This is a genomic window from Shewanella sp. 0m-8 (genome assembly GCF_052977265.1).
The window spans coordinates 70017-87669 of the sequence record NZ_JBRIMB010000006.1; the positions used below are offsets into that span (position 1 = coordinate 70017).

Annotated in this window: 10 protein-coding genes; 5 read left to right on the top strand and 5 right to left on the bottom strand. The window is 44.7% G+C overall.

The window, feature by feature from the left end; translation table 11 throughout:
* Window positions 1-29 precede the first annotated feature (29 nt).
* From ACVBIO_RS04495 to ACVBIO_RS04505, 3 genes are all read right to left on the bottom strand, one after another.
* Entirely contained in the window at window positions 30-1256 is a 1227-nt protein-coding gene (locus ACVBIO_RS04495) for a NupC/NupG family nucleoside CNT transporter (RefSeq protein ID WP_447172078.1), read from the bottom strand.
* Window positions 1257-1940: 684 nt separating this feature from the next.
* The gene (locus ACVBIO_RS04500; RefSeq protein ID WP_447172079.1) at window positions 1941-2612 is read right to left on the bottom strand and encodes a response regulator transcription factor; all 672 of its coding nucleotides are present in this window, start codon (window positions 2610-2612) and stop codon (window positions 1941-1943) included.
* 246 nt (window positions 2613-2858) lie between these two features.
* Window positions 2859-3464: a DUF2238 domain-containing protein gene (locus ACVBIO_RS04505; protein ID WP_447172080.1), complete on the bottom strand. Its 606-nt coding sequence runs from the start codon at window positions 3462-3464 to the stop codon at window positions 2859-2861.
* A 256-nt stretch (window positions 3465-3720) separates the two neighbouring features.
* Here ACVBIO_RS04505 and serA point away from each other — a divergent pair, with 256 nt between their 5' ends.
* Window positions 3721-4950 carry a phosphoglycerate dehydrogenase gene (serA, locus tag ACVBIO_RS04510; RefSeq protein WP_447172081.1) on the top strand — a complete coding sequence of 410 codons (1230 nt, stop codon included), beginning with the start codon at window positions 3721-3723 and terminating at the stop codon, window positions 4948-4950.
* Between the two features lie 212 nt (window positions 4951-5162).
* Window positions 5163-6137, top strand: coding sequence for a tRNA-modifying protein YgfZ (gene ygfZ / locus ACVBIO_RS04515; protein WP_447172082.1), 975 nt, complete (start codon window positions 5163-5165; stop codon window positions 6135-6137).
* Window positions 6138-6258: 121 nt separating this feature from the next.
* On the opposite strand, the gene ACVBIO_RS04520 is transcribed toward ygfZ, so the two are convergent.
* A complete protein-coding gene (locus ACVBIO_RS04520; protein ID WP_447172083.1) occupies window positions 6259-7278 on the bottom strand; it encodes an HD domain-containing phosphohydrolase in 1020 nt (339 codons plus the stop codon).
* A 128-nt stretch (window positions 7279-7406) separates the two neighbouring features.
* Window positions 7407-12701, bottom strand: coding sequence for a PAS domain S-box protein (locus ACVBIO_RS04525; RefSeq protein WP_447172084.1), 5295 nt, complete (start codon window positions 12699-12701; stop codon window positions 7407-7409).
* A gap of 530 nt (window positions 12702-13231) precedes the next feature.
* Between ACVBIO_RS04525 and ACVBIO_RS04530 the strand changes: the two genes are divergently transcribed.
* The 3 genes from ACVBIO_RS04530 to ACVBIO_RS04540 are packed head-to-tail and all read left to right on the top strand — an operon-like array spanning window position 13232 to window position 17557.
* Entirely contained in the window at window positions 13232-13900 is a 669-nt protein-coding gene (locus ACVBIO_RS04530) for an ABC transporter ATP-binding protein (RefSeq protein WP_447164518.1), read from the top strand.
* Complete coding sequence (locus ACVBIO_RS04535) at window positions 13893-16454, top strand: FtsX-like permease family protein (protein WP_447172085.1); 2562 nt, start codon at window positions 13893-13895, stop codon at window positions 16452-16454. Before ACVBIO_RS04530 ends, ACVBIO_RS04535 begins: the two co-directional genes overlap by 8 nt.
* The gene (locus ACVBIO_RS04540; RefSeq protein ID WP_447160902.1) at window positions 16451-17557 is read left to right on the top strand and encodes a lipocalin-like domain-containing protein; all 1107 of its coding nucleotides are present in this window, start codon (window positions 16451-16453) and stop codon (window positions 17555-17557) included. The genes ACVBIO_RS04535 and ACVBIO_RS04540 overlap by 4 nt, the downstream gene beginning before the upstream one ends.
* Window positions 17558-17653: the final 96 nt, after the last annotated feature.

A 17653-nucleotide genomic window follows, 5' to 3' on the forward strand; every position in this document is an offset into this window, starting at 1 on the left:
ACTAAAAAATAGGTTATTTACCCAGCGGATCAACTCGCTAAACTATAAAGTAAACCTGCAATAGTACCGCTCATTAGGTTAGCTAAAGCCGCCGCAATAAGCGCCTTCATACCTAATGCACTTAAGTCGTGACGACGTTCAGGGCAAAGTGCAGCTAGGCCGCCAATCACCATGGCTAGAGAGCCTATATTGGCAAAACCACACAATGCGAAACTGATAATGATTTGCGTCTTTTCTGATAGCTGATCAGCCACTTTTAAGAAATCGATGTAAGCGACGAACTCGTTAATCACCATCTTTTGGCCGATAAATGATGCCGCTTGTGTTGCTTCGTTCCAAGGCACGCCCATCACCCATGCTAGTGGGGCAAGTATGTAACCTAAGATAGCTTGCATGGTTAGGTCTTCGATACCGAACCAGCCGCCGATACCGCCTAGCATGCCATTGACCATGGCGATAAGTGCGACAAACGATAATAGCAGTGCAGATACCGACAGTACTTGCTGCATACCCATTGCCGCACCATTAGCTGCGGCATCAAGCACGTTAGCTGGCTTGTCAGTCATATCGTCCATCACTTTCTTGATGTCGTTTAGCGGGGTTTCCGTCTCTGGCCACATCAATTTGGCAAACAGTAGACCAGCAGGCGCCGTCATAAACGCGGCAGTCAGTACGTATTTAACGTCAACACCCATCTGGATATAACCAATCATGGTGCCGCCAGCCACAGACGCTAAGCCCCCCGTCATTACCGCAAACAACTCTGAACGAGTCATATGCTTAACGAAAGGTCGCACCATAGATGGCGCTTCGATTGGGCCTACAAATATATTGGCTGTTGCTGACAATGATTCTGCGCGGCTAGAACCCAGTAGCTTAGATAAACCGCCACCGATAAGGCCAATAACCCATTGCATAATGCCGAGGTAATAAAGTACGGCAATTAACGAGCTAATAAATACCACCACAAATAGCACGTTAATCACGAAGATAAAGCCAACACCAAACTTAGCAAGGTCGCCAAATAAAAAACCTAAGCCTTCATTCGCATAGCCGATAACGTGCATCACACCATTTGATGCACCATCAAGCACCGCCTGCCCCATAGGAACATACATAACGAATGCACCAAAGGCGACTTGAAACGCCAATGCGCCGAGTACAGTTCTAAGATTAATTGCTTTTCTATTTTCAGATAGCGCTACCGCTAATCCTATAAGACTGAACATGCCGAACAAACTGATGAAAACTTCCATACATTTATTACCATTTAAATCTTGATATGACGGCAGTGTATACAGGCAGTATTTTGCTGCAAGGAAATTGGCTGAGATTGACGAAGATAAAGTAAGTTTTTATCGGTTAGAGCAGCTAATTGAATCGAAACGGTAGAAAAGCATATAAATAGAAATAATCTTAAAACATAAATAATACACAAACCCAACAGGAATGACTCACGCAACCAGCTAAAGCAACAACAAAGCCAAAGGTTTCACTCGCAAGAACAAAGCTTAATTAGTCACAAAACGACTAATTTCAGATCCAAAAAATACAAAACTGAAAGTTTATAACTTTACTAATGACTAAAAATTATCATATTTGATGGCTAACTTAGTGTTTAACGCAAACTCTTACTTACGCACCTATTAAAAATGCTAGATATTAAGCGGAGATTAAATCTTAGCGTGTTTTTAGCAAACGTATTTAAGGTGAATGGATGATGTAATGCTTGTTCGCTTGTAAGGTCACTGAGTGCAGAAGTCGGACGCCAAAACACGCCTAAAAGGTGAGTTTTAGCGCTTCCGATACAGTGTTAACGAGCTTAAATTAAGCCTGACCATGCTCAGAGCTATGTTAAAATTAACTATACCACTACAGTTTAAAGCTATGTTCAGAGTAACGTTAGTCGTGTGAGTTTATGCTCAATACTGATAAATTCATTAGTTCAATGCATATAGATTAAGTTGGCTCTGGAATGATTGTGCCCAGCGCAGCAGTTCTACACGATTTCTCGCTTGAGTTTTTCTAAATATAGAAGAGATATGTGCCTTAACCGTATGCTCGCTAATACTCAGCTTACCTGCGATCTCTTTATTGCGTGCGCCACTCGATACCAATTTAATAATGGTTTTCTCACGATTAGTTAGCACCTCAAGTGATTCCGACTCTTCACTGGTCAAGGCTTCAGGTACGTCCATTTTGCTGACTAATTGACGCAATACACTGCTCATCAACGGCCTATCGAACCATAACTCATCGGCTAACATCTTACGTAAGCCAGTTAGCAGCAGGTCCATACGTTCATTCAAAAACAGTAGACCACGGATCCCTTGCAGCAATGCAGCTTCTGCAGCAATACCTTCTCGTTCGACATGATAAAGCGCTACAGGAACATGCTTGACCAATTGAGTCGCCACCAACGGAATACCATTAATATCGAGCGCTGCACCTTGTTGAGAAACCAGATAAAAGCAGTTATCACTACTATTGGCTTCAAGCTGTTCTACATTAGAGATAACCCGAGTTTTTAATCCGATTGACTCTGCAAGTATTGCCAAATGACAAGGGGACGCCATTTGATGCAGAAAGACGACTTCGTCAATTTTTCTCATCACTTTCCTCCCTGAAAAGTTTTGCCTGTCCGTTAAATAGAACAAACTAAAATCTAGATCCTGAAGTATTCCCAGAACAGATTAACGCTTGTTAGCTTTAGAACGAAAGCACGATTTTAAATATTGGCCCGAGCCACATCATGTAACTCGTTATAAGCAGCAGAAGTATACAGAGTTTACCTAGTCTATGCCTAGGTAAACTGGTATAGCCAGCAAGCCTACTATGATTTTTACTGACTATGATTTTTACTGACTAAGTTTTGTGCTCAACTGCTTATCATGCAAACGGCTAAGCAACAGAATGGCTGATATTGCCCCCACTAGCGCCATTGCCATATCAGACTGCGTGTCCCATACGTACCCTTGGGTGCCTAAAAACGCTTCGGCATCTTCACCGGTCAGCTCCGCAACCCACCACTCTATAAGTTCATAGAAAGCAGATAATGCTAAAGCAAAACAGATAGCTAGAAAGTTACACCAAGCACCTAACTTAACAACACTGAGACGTATAAATACCTCGCGGGCCAAAATAGTCGGAATAAAACCTTGAGCAAAATGGCCGACTTTGTCGTAGTTATTACGCTGAGCGCCCGTCCAGTCGCTAATCCAATCAAATAGCGGCACTTCAGCATAGGTATAATGTCCACCCACCATCAAAATGATGCAGTGAATCAAAATCAAACCATAAGCTAAACTCGTTAAAGCAAAACTATTGCGGGTATAGATCAGAATAGGTAATGCAATTAAGGCCGGTGCAACCTCTAAAAACCAGGTAAATTGATCTTTAGGATTAATACCTGACCAGATTAATACTGCGAAGAATATCACTAGCCACACAGCGCTTTTATTCAAAATATCGCCCTCATATACCATATTGTTCTAAATTAAGAATAAACACTTTAGCCATCTAGCCCTCCACAGTCAGTAAAAAAAGTGATACTTTGTTACCTCTGTTACGCTTTCGAAGTAAATATCAGTTGTGAAGGCTTTGCAGTCCTTAGTACATTGACAGTCTATACCCAAACCACTCCTACAACGTAGAGTTTAGTCGTCTCTGCGGTGGCACTAAGTATACATAATACATATAAACTAAAAGGGTACATAAATCATGGCGAAACATTCGCTGGACAAGGATAAAATTAAGATCCTGCTGTTGGAAGGCGTCCACCAATCTGCGGTAGATGTATTTGAACGTGCGGGTTACACCAACATTGAATATCACAAAGCATCACTCGCTGGAGACGAATTAGCCTCAGCGACTAAAGATGCCCACTTTATTGGTATCCGCTCCCGTACCCAATTGACTGAAGACGTATTATCCCAAGCCGACAAACTCGTTGGCATTGGTTGTTTCTGTATTGGTACTAACCAAGTCAGTCTCGCTGCAGCTGAAAAACTGGGGATCCCTGTATTTAACGCACCGTTCTCAAATACGCGTAGCGTAGCTGAACTCGTACTCGGTGAGATCATCATGTTATTTCGTGGGATCCCACAGCGTAATGCGCTAGCTCACCGTGGTGGCTGGCTAAAAAGCGCTTCAGGAAGCTATGAGGCTCGCGGTAAAACCTTAGGGGTTATCGGTTACGGCCATATTGGCACTCAGCTAGGTATTCTTGCTGAAACCTTAGGTATGCGCGTTGTCTTCTTTGATATTGAAGATAAACTGCCGCTGGGTAATGCACAGCAAGTGCACTCACTACAGCAACTGCTATCGATTGCCGATGTGGTGAGCCTACACGTACCTGAAACACCACAGACAAAAGAGATGATTGGCTATGAAGAGCTAGCTTCTATGCGTAAAGGCAGCATTTTAATTAATGCCTCTCGCGGCACAGTGGTTGATATCGATGCGTTAGCGGCATCACTAAAAGAGCAACACCTTGCTGGCGCCGCCATCGACGTGTTTCCTGTTGAGCCTAAATCTAATGACGATGAGTTTGTCAGCCCACTACGCGGCCTAGACAATGTCATACTCACTCCACATGTGGGCGGCAGTACGGCAGAGGCACAAGAAAACATCGGTATCGAAGTCGCTGGCAAACTGGCTAAATACTCAGATAATGGTTCAACCATGACAGCGGTGAATTTCCCTGAAGTGTCACTGGCTCAACACTCTGGTACTTCGCGCTTACTGCATATTCACCGTAACCGTCCGGGGATCTTGATCCAGATTAACTCCGCGTTTGCAGAAAAAGGCATTAACATTGCTGCTCAGTATCTACAAACCACGGCTGAAATTGGTTACGTGGTGATGGAAGTCGATTCTGATAAGGCTGACGAAGCGCTAATAGAGATGCAAGCGATTGAAGGCACGATTAGAACTCGATTGCTTCACTAATAAAGTTCATTAAAGGTCAACAACGTCTAATTCACTAACTGAAGTTGAACGTCTAGTCCTTTAGCAAGCTGCACTGAATAAGGCCGTATAATCACATTATACGGCCTTTGTTTTGTCTTGATGATAGCAATGAGTTTGAACTGCTGCGCTTGCGCAGTAAGATTTTAGCGGTACAATCATTGTCCTTATTGGTTTAATTCTTGGATCCTCTTATGACGCTGTCAACTTCTCAGCCAACTTGGCCTCTTAATGGACAACAGCCTGAACTGCTTTTTTCTGAATTAACACACTTAGGCTTAATCTCTGTCACTGGAGAGCAAGGCCGCAGCTTCATTCACGGCCAAGTGACCACCGATATCAGCTCGCTTGAAAGCGACCAATGGCGCTGGGGCGCTCATTGTGATCCTAAAGGTAAGATGCTGGCCAGCTTTAGAACCTTCGCTAAAGGTGACACCCTTTTCTTAATGATGCCAAAAGACACCTTGGCACTTGACCTACCACAACTGCAAAAATACGCCGTATTTAGTAAAGCTGAACTTAGCGACGCAAGCGATGCTTCGTTATTGTTAGGTGTGGCTGGTGAGCAGGCAAAGGCTTGGTTAACCGCGCAGTTTGGTGAACTAAATAACGAGCTGACCTTAATCGATAACGGCATGATTATTCATGATGCAGGTCGTTATATCCTCGCGATTGCAGCAGAACAAGCCGCTAGCCTAGTGGCGAATATCGAGCAAGTTATTTTCGATGCTAGCGCATGGCAAGCCCTTGAAATCAATGCAGGATACCCTAATTTAGGCGCTAATCATCAAGGTCAATTTGTACCGCAGATGTGTAATTTACAGGCGGTCAATGGCATCAGCTTTAACAAGGGCTGCTACATGGGCCAAGAAACCATTGCTCGAATGAAGTATCGCGGTGGTAACAAACGCGCACTTTATATTGTTAGCGGTACCGTAACAGCGCCATTAACCAATGAAAGCCAACTTGAGATTGCACTAGAAGATGATGAAGGCTTCCGCCGTGCGGGGACTATCATCGAATCTGTACAGCGTGGCGAGCAAGTGTTGTTAACTGCAGTATTAGCCAACGATACCCAGCTCGATGCTAAGTTAAGACTTGCTGCCGATGCTGGCTCTGAACTGAGCTTAATTGCACTGCCTTACTCGCTAGAAGAGCAAGACTCATAGTAATCACTATCAGTTCTGCAGTCGCTTTTTATCAGTGTAGGCAGTAACAAATAGACCGAAAAAAGGCGCGTTATGCGCCTTTTATATTTAATGCTCAGCAATCTTTACCATAGGCTCAATGCTACTCACTTTCGTTGTGGGCATCACGGATCTTAATTGCCTCATCAATTATCTGTTTAAAGTGTTCCACCAACTCAGGATCAAACTGTTTACCCGCCTCGCTCTCAATGAGTGCAACCGTTTCTTCCACACTCCATGCTTTTTTATAGGGGCGGATAGAAGTTAATGCATCAAACACATCCGCGATTGCTACAATGCGACCTTCTATCGGGATCTCTTCTCCCACTAATCCATTAGGATAACCGCTACCATCCCACTTTTCGTGATGCGTTAATGCTATTCGACGGGCCATTTCTAGCAGGGGGTCATTGTGATCACCAATGATTTCAGCTCCAATTTCGGCGTGGCGCTGCATCTCAACCCATTCATCCTCATCCAGTTTTCCAGGCTTTTTTAGAATAGAATCAGGCGTGCCTATTTTACCGATATCATGCATAGGTGCTGCGTTATAAATAAGTTCGCAATACTTATCGGGCAGGTCAGACTCTATCGCCAACAATCGAGCATAATGACTCATTCTTATAACATGCAGGCCAGTTTCATTATCTTTATATTCTGCAGCCCGGCCAAGGCGACGAATGATTTCAAAACGAGTCTCTTCTAACTCTTTTGTACGCACTTTCACTTCTTGTTCGAGCAGACGTTTTTGATCATACAAGGTTAAATGAGTTTTTACCCTCGCTTTCACAACGGGTGCACTAACAGGTTTAGTGATGTAATCAACTGCGCCTAGCTCAAACCCTTGAGTTTCGTCGGAAACATCGGCGAGAGCGGTCACAAATATCACTGGGATATGGCAGGTTAATGGATCTTGCTTAAGCCGTTTACACACCTCATAGCCATTCATTCCCGGCATCATCACATCAAGAAGAATAAGATCCGGTGTGGTTTTAGCCGCTAAAGCCAACGCTTTAGGGCCATCAATGGCCACCTTCACTTTATAATCTCCGCCTAGGATCCCCACCAAAATATCAATATTCTCAGGGATATCATCCACTACTAAAATGGTGGCTTTATCCATTAAACCCGTTCTCCTTTTAGTGCTCATTGAAGAGGCGTATTTATCAATCTATTTGCTAAACTGTTACCCCGTCAAAGGGCATTATTGAGTGCTAAACGGTTATCCCGTCAAAGAAGCATTATTCAGTGCTAAACAGTGCTAAACAGTGCTTCAATAAGCTCCGCGGCCTCATCAAATTGGTAACTGTTGACCATGTTTACCGCTGGGCTCATTTTTTGCCACACCGGCTCCGAAACCTGCTCGCGAATATCAGTCATTTTATCCACGGCGTCTGAATCCGCCTCTTCTAGCATAGTTAATAACTCACGCACTGCAGTTGCCAACTCTGCTTCAGACAATAAGGTCTTACTCTTTTCTGGCAGCTTTACATCATCTTGCTCAAGGCGTGATAACCATTTTGCAATGGCGTTACAAATCGAGTCGATAAGTTCGCCAAGTTCTACTAATTCAGCGTTAATATCTGCAGTCGTTGAGTCGAGTAACTTGGATTCTATTTGCTTAGCAAGCTCTACAAGTTGGGGCGAACACAAATTACCAGCAACCCCTTTTAACGTATGCGCATATCGAATCGCATCATTGCTTTTTCCCTGGCTTAAGGCGAGATCTATTTGTTCAGCCGTATGGATTTGACCATGATAAAAGCGCTCAAAAATCCTGCGATATAAGCGCACCGAATTCTGCACCAGCTGGAGGCCTTTATCGATATCTAATGCTTGATGCTGTGGCCAAAACAGCACCGCGTCGCCTACAACTCTTGCTGTAAAATCGGCAGGGGTAAATTCACTGTTACCCTCGCCCAAATATTCAAGCAAAGTGGTGTAAAGCAGCGACACCTCAATCGGTTTGGCAATATGATCATTCATACCGGCGCGCAGGCACATCTCACGATCCCCAGCCATTGCATTTGCGGTCATGGCAATCACAGGTAAGTTGGCAAGTTGTGGGATTTTTCTGAGTTCTTGAGTGGCTTGATAACCATCCATGACTGGCATTTGGCAATCCATCAACACCAAATCAAAGGTATGTAGAGCGAGTTTGTCTAGGGCAACTTGACCATTTTCTGCAATCGATAACACCACTCCGACTTGCTCAAGAAACTCTGTTGCCACCTCCTGATTCATCTCATTATCTTCAACCAATAAGATGCGCTTACCCTGCAATTGTGCCAACAACTGCTGATTAACATCACAGCCCTTGCGCCTAACTGGCATGGCGCCATTCTTGCCTAGCGATAGCATGATACCGTCGAGCAAACGCGAAGCACTGATAGGCTTAGTGATATAACCTGCAATATCACTTTGCTCTATCTGCTCGATGAACGCCTCATTAGCGTGGGCAGAAACCAGTAACACTTTAGGCGGATTACTGTTTTCAGATAAGATTTTAGTCGCCGCCTCTACACCGTTCATCTCTGGCATTAACCAGTCGATTAATGCCACCGGGTAGTCTTGATTCTTGCAGCGCTCTACCGCTTCCAAACCACTTCTAACCGTGTCGACTTCAAAGCCCATGCTCTCTAAGGTTGAGCGTAAAATATCTCGCGCAGTTGCATTATCATCAGCAACTAAGATCCGCATGCCTTCGACTTCTTGACTGACTTTTAGTAGTTTTTTATCCGCAATATTTAAGCGCACTGTAAAGTGGAAAGTACTGCCGTTTCCAAACTGGCTATCGACGCCAATTTCGCCGCCCATCAATTCCACCAGCTGTTTACTAATGGCCAAGCCTAACCCTGTGCCGCCATACTTACGTGTGGTTGACGTGTCGGCCTGACTAAATGATTTAAACAGTTTATTGCGCTGTTCTTCTGTCAGCCCGATGCCACTATCACGCACACTAAACTTGAGTAATATGTCGTCGTCAGCCTGTGCGAGCTGGCTAATAGACAGCAGAATTTCACCCTGCTCAGTGAACTTAATGGCGTTATTCATTAAGTTAATCAGCACCTGGCTTAAACGCAGCGGATCACCTTCTAAATGCCTAGGAATGTTGGGAGCAACCGCAAACAATAACTCTAGCTGCTTGTCTGCCGCTTTCGCTGAGAACATGTCACTGAGATCTTCGAGCATGGTATCGAGCTGAAAGGGTACGGATTCGATATCCAGTTTTCCGGCTTCAATTTTAGAGAAATCCAAAATATCATTGATAATACCAAGTAAAGATTGAGAGGCTCGATCTATTTTCTCGACATAGTTCAGCTGTTTTTTATCAAGATGGGTTTGTAAGCAAAGCTGGGACATGCCGATAATGGCATTCATCGGAGTGCGAATTTCATGGGACATATTCGCCAAAAAGTCGCTCTTAGCCTTACTGGCTGCATCAGCACTGTCCTTAGCCTGCTGCAGCTCAACCGATAGCTGCTTCAGCGAAGTAATATCAGCCATCGATAGCACGACTGACTTTGACTCGCCCTGTTTATCTTGTAATCGGGTCAAAGTGAGATCCATCCACATTAACTCGCCAGAATCGTTTAGTAACCTCACTTCGGTGGTAATGCTGTCATTACCATTTTCAGTAAGCTCCCGGAACAAGGCCTTGGCATCATCACGATCTTCGCTGTATTGATAGTCAAAGAAAGAACGTCCTTTGAGCTCAGACGTCGCCACTTGCATGTATTGACTAAATTGCTCGTTACAGTCGAGTATGCTCCCGCGTTCATCAACATTGACAATGCCGATCCCAGCATTATCAAATAATGCCCTAAAGTGAGCTTCGCGATCCTCGAGCTCTTTATCGATTTTCTTACGATCAGTAATATCCATTAAATAGCCGTTCCAGGTAATGCAACCATCGGCGAGTACACTGCCGTGAGCACCAGCCTGTAGCCAGCGAATATCACCGATGGGATGACGATACCTAAACTCTTCGGTCCAGCGTAAACCCTTACTACTTTTACCCGCCAATGCCTCAATAATGCGTGAATGATCTTCACTGATGATGCGCTCTGCAACTTGATCAAAGTTATTGAGCACTTCATCGCGATGAAGACCTAAGGTGGCTATGCATGCGTTAGATAGGAAAGTAAATTTACGTTCGGTATTGCTACACCAATGTAACTGGTAAACCGTACTAGGGATAGACTCGGTAATCGTCTCAAGTTGTTGCTGGGATTGGGCAATTTCTTCTTGGGCTAATTTACTGCTGGTAATGTCGTTGATGCTGCCATCGAACCACAGCACATGCCCATCATCGCCATATATCGCGTTACCTTTTTCATGCACCCAATGGATACTGCCATCGCGATGTTTTATGCGATATTGCACTTCAAAACTTTTATGCGCTAACAGCGCATCTTCTATCGTTTGACTGGTGGATGCCAAATCCTGTTCAACAATCAAGCTGACAAAGCTACGAGTCGCATTCTCAATAAAATCCGATGCAGGAAACCCGGTAATATCGATGATGTTTTCGCTGACATACTCCATCACCCATAACTCACCAATACGCGTGCGATAAACAGCGCCAGGAATATTAGTGACTAAACCTCTAAAGCGATTTTCGCTGTCTTTTATACGCTGAGCGACTTCAAGTTCGACCGTCATATCTCTCACTGACGCCGCAATTTGACGCTTGCCATCGGCATCTACGGGGAGTAAACCTAGGCTTATTTCAACCGGAAATTCACTCCCATCTGCTTTCACTGCCATCAAGATAGAGGATGAGTCAAAGCCCATTTTTCGGTCGCGTCCTTCGGCGACAAACTGAGAACGGAAATCGGCATGATTGGCGCGGATTGCCTCTGGCACCAATTCATCTACTGACATCGCCAGCATCTGCTGCTCACTGTAACCAAATAGCAATTGGCAGCGGCTATTGGTAAACACCAGCTTGCCCGACTCATCCACAATAAGCATCGCCTCTGGTGCAGATTCGAGTACCGCATTCGACCATGCCGCGGCAGAAAACTGCTCAGTGACATCGTTAAATAATATCTCAATCGAAAGCAGCACTTTTTGGTCAGATAATAACGGCTGCATAAATACATCTAAGTGACGTAATTTACCCGAAGCATCAATCATCTCTATCTGGTGTGGCGGTACATTTTCACCGAGCAATGCTCGGTCCATATACTGCCAATTAACTTCGTTTATGGGATTGTCGGAGAACATACGCTGATATTTACGTTTGAGTAGTTCAGCTGAGACACCTAAGACTTTCTCGACCCCTTCGCTCACCTGATCTATCTGACCACTTGGGTCAACCGAGCAATAAAATGACTTATCACTCATACCATCAATCAACTTAGCAAAACGATTACCGCGAGAATCAAGCAGCGCTTCTTCACGCTCTTCTAACACCTCAGCCATATCATTAAATTTATTGGTTAAGGTCGCGATTTCACTGGCAGCTCCGTGGGGTTTTTTTATCCGTTTGGTTTTTCCCGCACCGAAGGCAACAATCCCCGCTTCTAACTCTTCAATAGGCCGAGTTAAGCGCCGAGAGGTTATATAGCCCGTTAATAACAGCAAAATTGACAGTAACAATAAGTTGAGACTTAAAGAGGAAAAGTCACGAAGAAACTCGTTATGGAGATGACTTTCAGCGGTCATAATCACCACCCGCCAATTCAACGTAGGTACCACCCCAACGCTGGCTAGATATCGTTCTCCTAAGCTGTCTTCTATATAGGAATAACCTGCACTACCTCGGTTAACTAAATCGATAAATCCTTGGTTATCAGCTGTTTTAGCCAGCCATTTATCTGCACCTCTTTGCAGCAACAATCCCTGATTATGATGATAAATAAGTTGACCTTTTTCATCTATAACAACGATACGTTTGGGCGAGATCCCAACCATATTAGGAATTTCATTTAGCGCTAAATCAACCGTCACGACGCCCAAGAAAGGGGGCTGTTCACCAAAGGGTTGAGAAAAGCTCACCATCAACACATTACCCCCCCCCTCATCCACATAAGGTTGCGACCAATAACCATTGATATCATTGATGGCTTTACTCCACCAGTCCCACTCACCGTTGGTATAATCGTAGCTATCGGCGCCAATGTCTAAGGTCAAAACTTTGCCATTTTCTCGATAGGCGTAAGGTGCAAACAGTTCGCGGTTATCAATAGCGAATTTGCTAAACGCGATGGCACTGCCGTAGAAATCGGCATGCCTATCAAGGCGACGGGTTAGCAGCTGTTTAAGCGTCATTTCATCAGCGTATAAGTCATCGTCATCCGCTTCAGACAAAAAATCGGCAATAGAGCGCGTATCGGTTTCTGCGGTTTCTAAGAAATACTCTAAATGCAGGGCAGCGCTCTGCGCTTTTTGGCCAAGCTGCTCATAGATATCTTGCTCTTCATCTTGATAATTCAGCCAAGCATTAATACTAAAGACCACCGTCATAATAGCGATAAGAGGCAGCGCTATTTGCGATAAAATTCTACTACGAAAAGAACGAAGTCTGCTCATATCCATAATCCACAGTGGTTAACGTTTTATTGGCTTACAACAAAGAGCGGCCATACTATCTTGCTAGAAAGGCCTGTCACGCTCTTTAGCAAAAACACCCAAACACAGTGTAGGCAAGGCTGTGACTTTGCACCGAATAAAAGAGATCCATTTACTTCTTATTAGGCACTAACTCTATGATGAACTTGAAATAACGACTTCATTAAATCACCTCAAGCATCAGCATTCAACACAAAGCCAGTTTATTTATTGAGCAATGCAGTATCGATTTTTAGTCCATTTTGCAGTCAATATTGCTATCTACGAGCCGAAAAACAAATAAGTCAGTAAGGATACGATCCTATTAAGATACCAATACGTAATAACAAAATACGTAGTAACAAAATGCGTAATAACAAAATGCGTAATAACAAAATGCGTAATAACAAAATGCGTAATAACAAAATGCGTAATCACTAGGGAAGATTAAACATGACACATGAAACATGTTAAATTGATTATGGCTAGAGAAAGTAGGTCTTGTAACAGGGGAAGTCATGAGTACAGAAATTGTCAGCCTGAACCACGTATCTAAGGGCTTTACTGATGGTGATAAATATCATCAGGTATTAGCCGATATTAACTTAACGCTCAATGTCGCCGACACAGTCGCACTGACAGGTCCTAGCGGAAGTGGTAAAAGTACCTTACTCAACATCATTGGCGGTTTTGAATTTATCAAGCAAGGCCAATTGTTTCTCAACTCAAATGACACCACCCTCTGGCAAGATAAACAGTGGAGCCAATTTCGACGCCAACACCTCGGTGTTGTTTTCCAGCAATTTAATCTGCTAACCCCGCTCAATGTTCGTGACAATATCGCTTTTTCACTGCGCTTGAACCAACAGAAATGGAGCCCATGGTGTGATTACTTAATTACCCAGCTTGGGCTTGATGACGTAAAAAACAGACATGTAGAAACCCTCTCAGGCGGCCAGCAACAACGGGTCGCTATTGCGCGCGCACTCGCTCATAAGCCGCAGCTATTATTGGCCGACGAACCGACAGGTAACCTCGATGAGAAAGCCGGTCAGCAAGTTATGGCGCTCCTCACCCAACTCGCCGAGGAGTCACAAACCAGTATTTTAATGGTGACTCACAGCAATGAATGCGCCGCTTTTATGAAAAGGCGCTGGCACCTAGAGCAAGGGCAAATCCATGAGTAGCGGCTCAAATAACGGTTCAGGTTTTGGCCTAACGATACGCTTAAGTCTGGGCGTGTTTGCTCGTCACTACTTAAAATCGCCTCTGCAAGCGGGGGCTATTTTACTCGGTATTATCCTGGCGGTAACCCTGCTTATTGGTGTTAGAGCCACCAATGAAAACGCAGTGCGCAGTTACTCTGAAGCGACGGAGCTACTAAGCCAAAGGGCGCAGTTATTACTCACGCCAATCACAGGCAAAAAATCAATTGATGAGTCAGTTTATTTTACTTTAAAACAAGCAGGTATAAATCAAGCCTTAGCGGTAATAAACGATACCGTCACCGATGAGCAAGGCAGACGTTGGGATATACAAGCGAGTGATTTAGTCGCCGCCTTATCAATTCAGAGTCAGAGTAAAAACAAGAATCACACCTCAAGCACGGCGATAAGCAGCCCAGATAAAAGCCACCGCTCGCTATTATCAGCCAACCTTCCTTTAGCAAAGTTGTTATCTGCTGCGCCGTATATTTTGATGAGTAAAAGCTTTGCCGACAACGTTGCTCCCAAGGGGGAAATACAGCTTAACGGCAAAACGCTTAATGTTATTTCACTCGATGATAGCCTAGGTCTCGGCAACGCCATTTTAATGGATATCTCTCTTGCACAGCAGCTACTCAATCGACCCGGTCAATTAAGCTATATCGCCCTATTTGGTCAAGCCGACACGCTTACCGAGCAGGTCAAGCAAGCCTTTAATGAGCAGACGAGTGAGCATTTTGATTTTGCCGTACAAGATGACGGCGAAGGCCTCACCAGTTTAACCCGTAGTTTTCACTTAAATCTCACCGCCATGAGCTTATTGGCATTTGTCGTCGGACTCTTTATCGCCTATAACGGCGTGCGCTATAGCCTGCTCAAGCGACAAAGGCTGTTAGTGCAATTACAGCAGCAAGGCGTGCCACAACGGGCATTACTGGTTGCATTACTCATCGAGCTGTTCAGTTTAGTGCTGCTCGGTTCGCTTGCTGGATTTATTCTTGGCTTGCAGTTAAGTCACTGGTTACAACCTATGATTGCACTCACACTCGAGCAGCTTTATGGCGCAAGGCTGATGCCTGGGCTTTGGCAGTGGAGCTGGCTATATCAAGCCGTTGGGTTGACTTTCTTTGCCGCCCTGCTTGCTTGTTTCCCACTGTTTACCACCTTAGCGAAACAACCTTTAGCACGTAGTGCCAGCCGCTATGAACAGCAAGGTCACGCTAAGAGGCAGCAAAGAAAGCTATTTTTTATCGCGATCTCTTTACTCTTGATTAGCGCGGTTTTGTTTCCGTTTACCCAAGATTATCAACATAGCCTGATATTATTAGGCGTAGTAACCATTGCCATACCACTGCTATTGCCGCTGACGCTGCAAATGGGGCTATCGGTGGTGGAGCGTATTACACGTAACGGCCTGTGGCAGTATGCCGTGGCTGAAAGTAAAGAGCTTATTGCGCCACTGTCGCTGGCGATGATGGCCATGCTACTGGCGTTAACCGCCAACATTTCGATGAATACCTTAGTCGGCAGTTTTGAAATCACCTTAAAACACTGGCTCGACGACAGACTGTATGCCGACCTGTATATCCGCCCACCCAGCGATAAAGTGACCCAAACACAAGCGTTATTAGCCGAGCTACCTAAGGTTACCGCAATATATGGCCAATGGATCCATAATAGCCATTATCAAAAGGCCCCTGTCAGCCTAATGACCCGCGATGCGCATTCACTCAGAAACAGCAACCAGATAAAAGCGCAATCGGATCATCATTGGCAGCACTTTTTCAGTGGTAATAACCTCATGATCAGTGAGCCGATGGCAATCAAATACCAACTTAATGTGGGTGATAAAATCAGTCTACCTGAGTTTGACAAGGTATCGCTTGCCCCCTTGTCCATTGGTGCCATCTTCTATGATTACGGTAATCCATTGGGTCAGGTCATTGTAAGTCAACATACTTGGCAGCAGCTCAAGCTCCCCACACAGCCCACCAGCATTGCAGCTAGTTATGCTAACAATATCACTGAACTTGAATTGATACTGCAAACAAAGGTGCCACTGTCACCCGCACAGATGTATAACCAAACTAAAATAAAGCAGCGCGCACTTGAGATCTTTAAACGCACTTTTTCTATCACTTTGGTACTCAATAGCTTGACCTTAGTGGTCGCGGCAATTGGCCTTTTCAGCGCCTGCCTAATGTTAACTCAAGCAAGGCAAGCGCCCTTAGCGCGGCTTTACTCCCTTGGAGTGAGCCGCTATCAGTTACGTACTTTAGTCTGTGGCCAAATGCTGCTTATCGTACTATTTACCTGCTTACTTGCTCTGCCAACTGGCGCATTACTCGGCTATTTACTGATTAACAAAGTCACTTTACAGGCCTTTGGCTGGAGTATTGCCATGGTTTGGGACTGGCAGGCCTACTTTAGAGTGCTTGTTATCGCCATGATTGCCAGTGCGATTGCAGTAATATTGCCGCTATTTTGGCAGACCAGAAAACCACTCATTAGCAGCTTACAACAGGAAGCACTATGAAACTGTTCTGTTATTTACTCCTTCTGTTTTCACTCTGCGGTTGTGACTCAGAGCCAGGCAGTACACCCGGTATGGGACAGCTATTAGATGGTAATACTCAAGGTTATGCGCCAGTGTTGCCCGGCGTAGCACTCACGTTTCCGGCGGACCATCAAGCACATGATGATTTTCGCCAGGAATGGTGGTATTTAACCGCGAATCTAAAAACAGACACAGGTGAAGAACTTGGCCTGCAATGGACACAGTTTCGTATCGCACTTGCTCCACCCAGTGTTGATGAAAATGAAACCAGCAATAACAAAGCCACTCAATCAGCTTGGCAGACTCAGCAGTTATATATGTCGCACACTGCACTCACCAGTAAGCAACTACATCTAACCGAAGAAAAGTGGTCAAGGGGTAATCAATACTTTGCCGGCACACAAACCTCGCCCTTGATTATTCAACAAGATGGTTGGCAATGGCGCAGCGACAACGAGCAACTGTTTCCTGCAATACTGTCGGTAGTCACTGCTGACTTTAATTATCAATTAACCCTAGATAGTCAGTCGCCTTTTCAACTGCAAGGCGAGCGAGGCTATAGTCGTAAAAATGCCAGCGGCACTGTTGCTAGCTACTACTATAGTCAACCTTTTATCAAGGTCACAGGCACTATCGAGCAAGATGGTAAAACCACTCATGTTTCGGGTGATGCCTGGCTTGATAGAGAATGGAGTTCGCAGTTTTTATCAAAAACTCAGCAGGGCTGGGATTGGTTCGCCTTAAAGCTAGATGATGGCTCTGCATTAATGTTATTTCAGCTAAGGGATAACAGTGGTGACAAACAGCACTTTTATAGTGGCAGACGTATGTACTCTGACGGCAGGGGTCATAACATCAGCACAGATCAAATATCAATGACTGCAACCGCATGGCAGCAAACCCCGTCAGGGCGCTACCCTGTCACTTGGCAGATAGCGATCCCCTCGGAAAACATCAAGCTTAACACTCAAGCTCTCAATAGCGACTCAAGCATGCCACTGTCTATCCCTTACTGGGAAGGCCCGATCAAAATATCGGGTAGCCACAATGGCTTGGGCTATATGGAACTCACTGGATATTAACCACTAATCTTTGCCTTTATTGGGCAAGTACACGGCTTACAAACTGTCATTCCCGCCCGCCAAACAAGAATAATTATCATTAACCAAGGTTCTGAA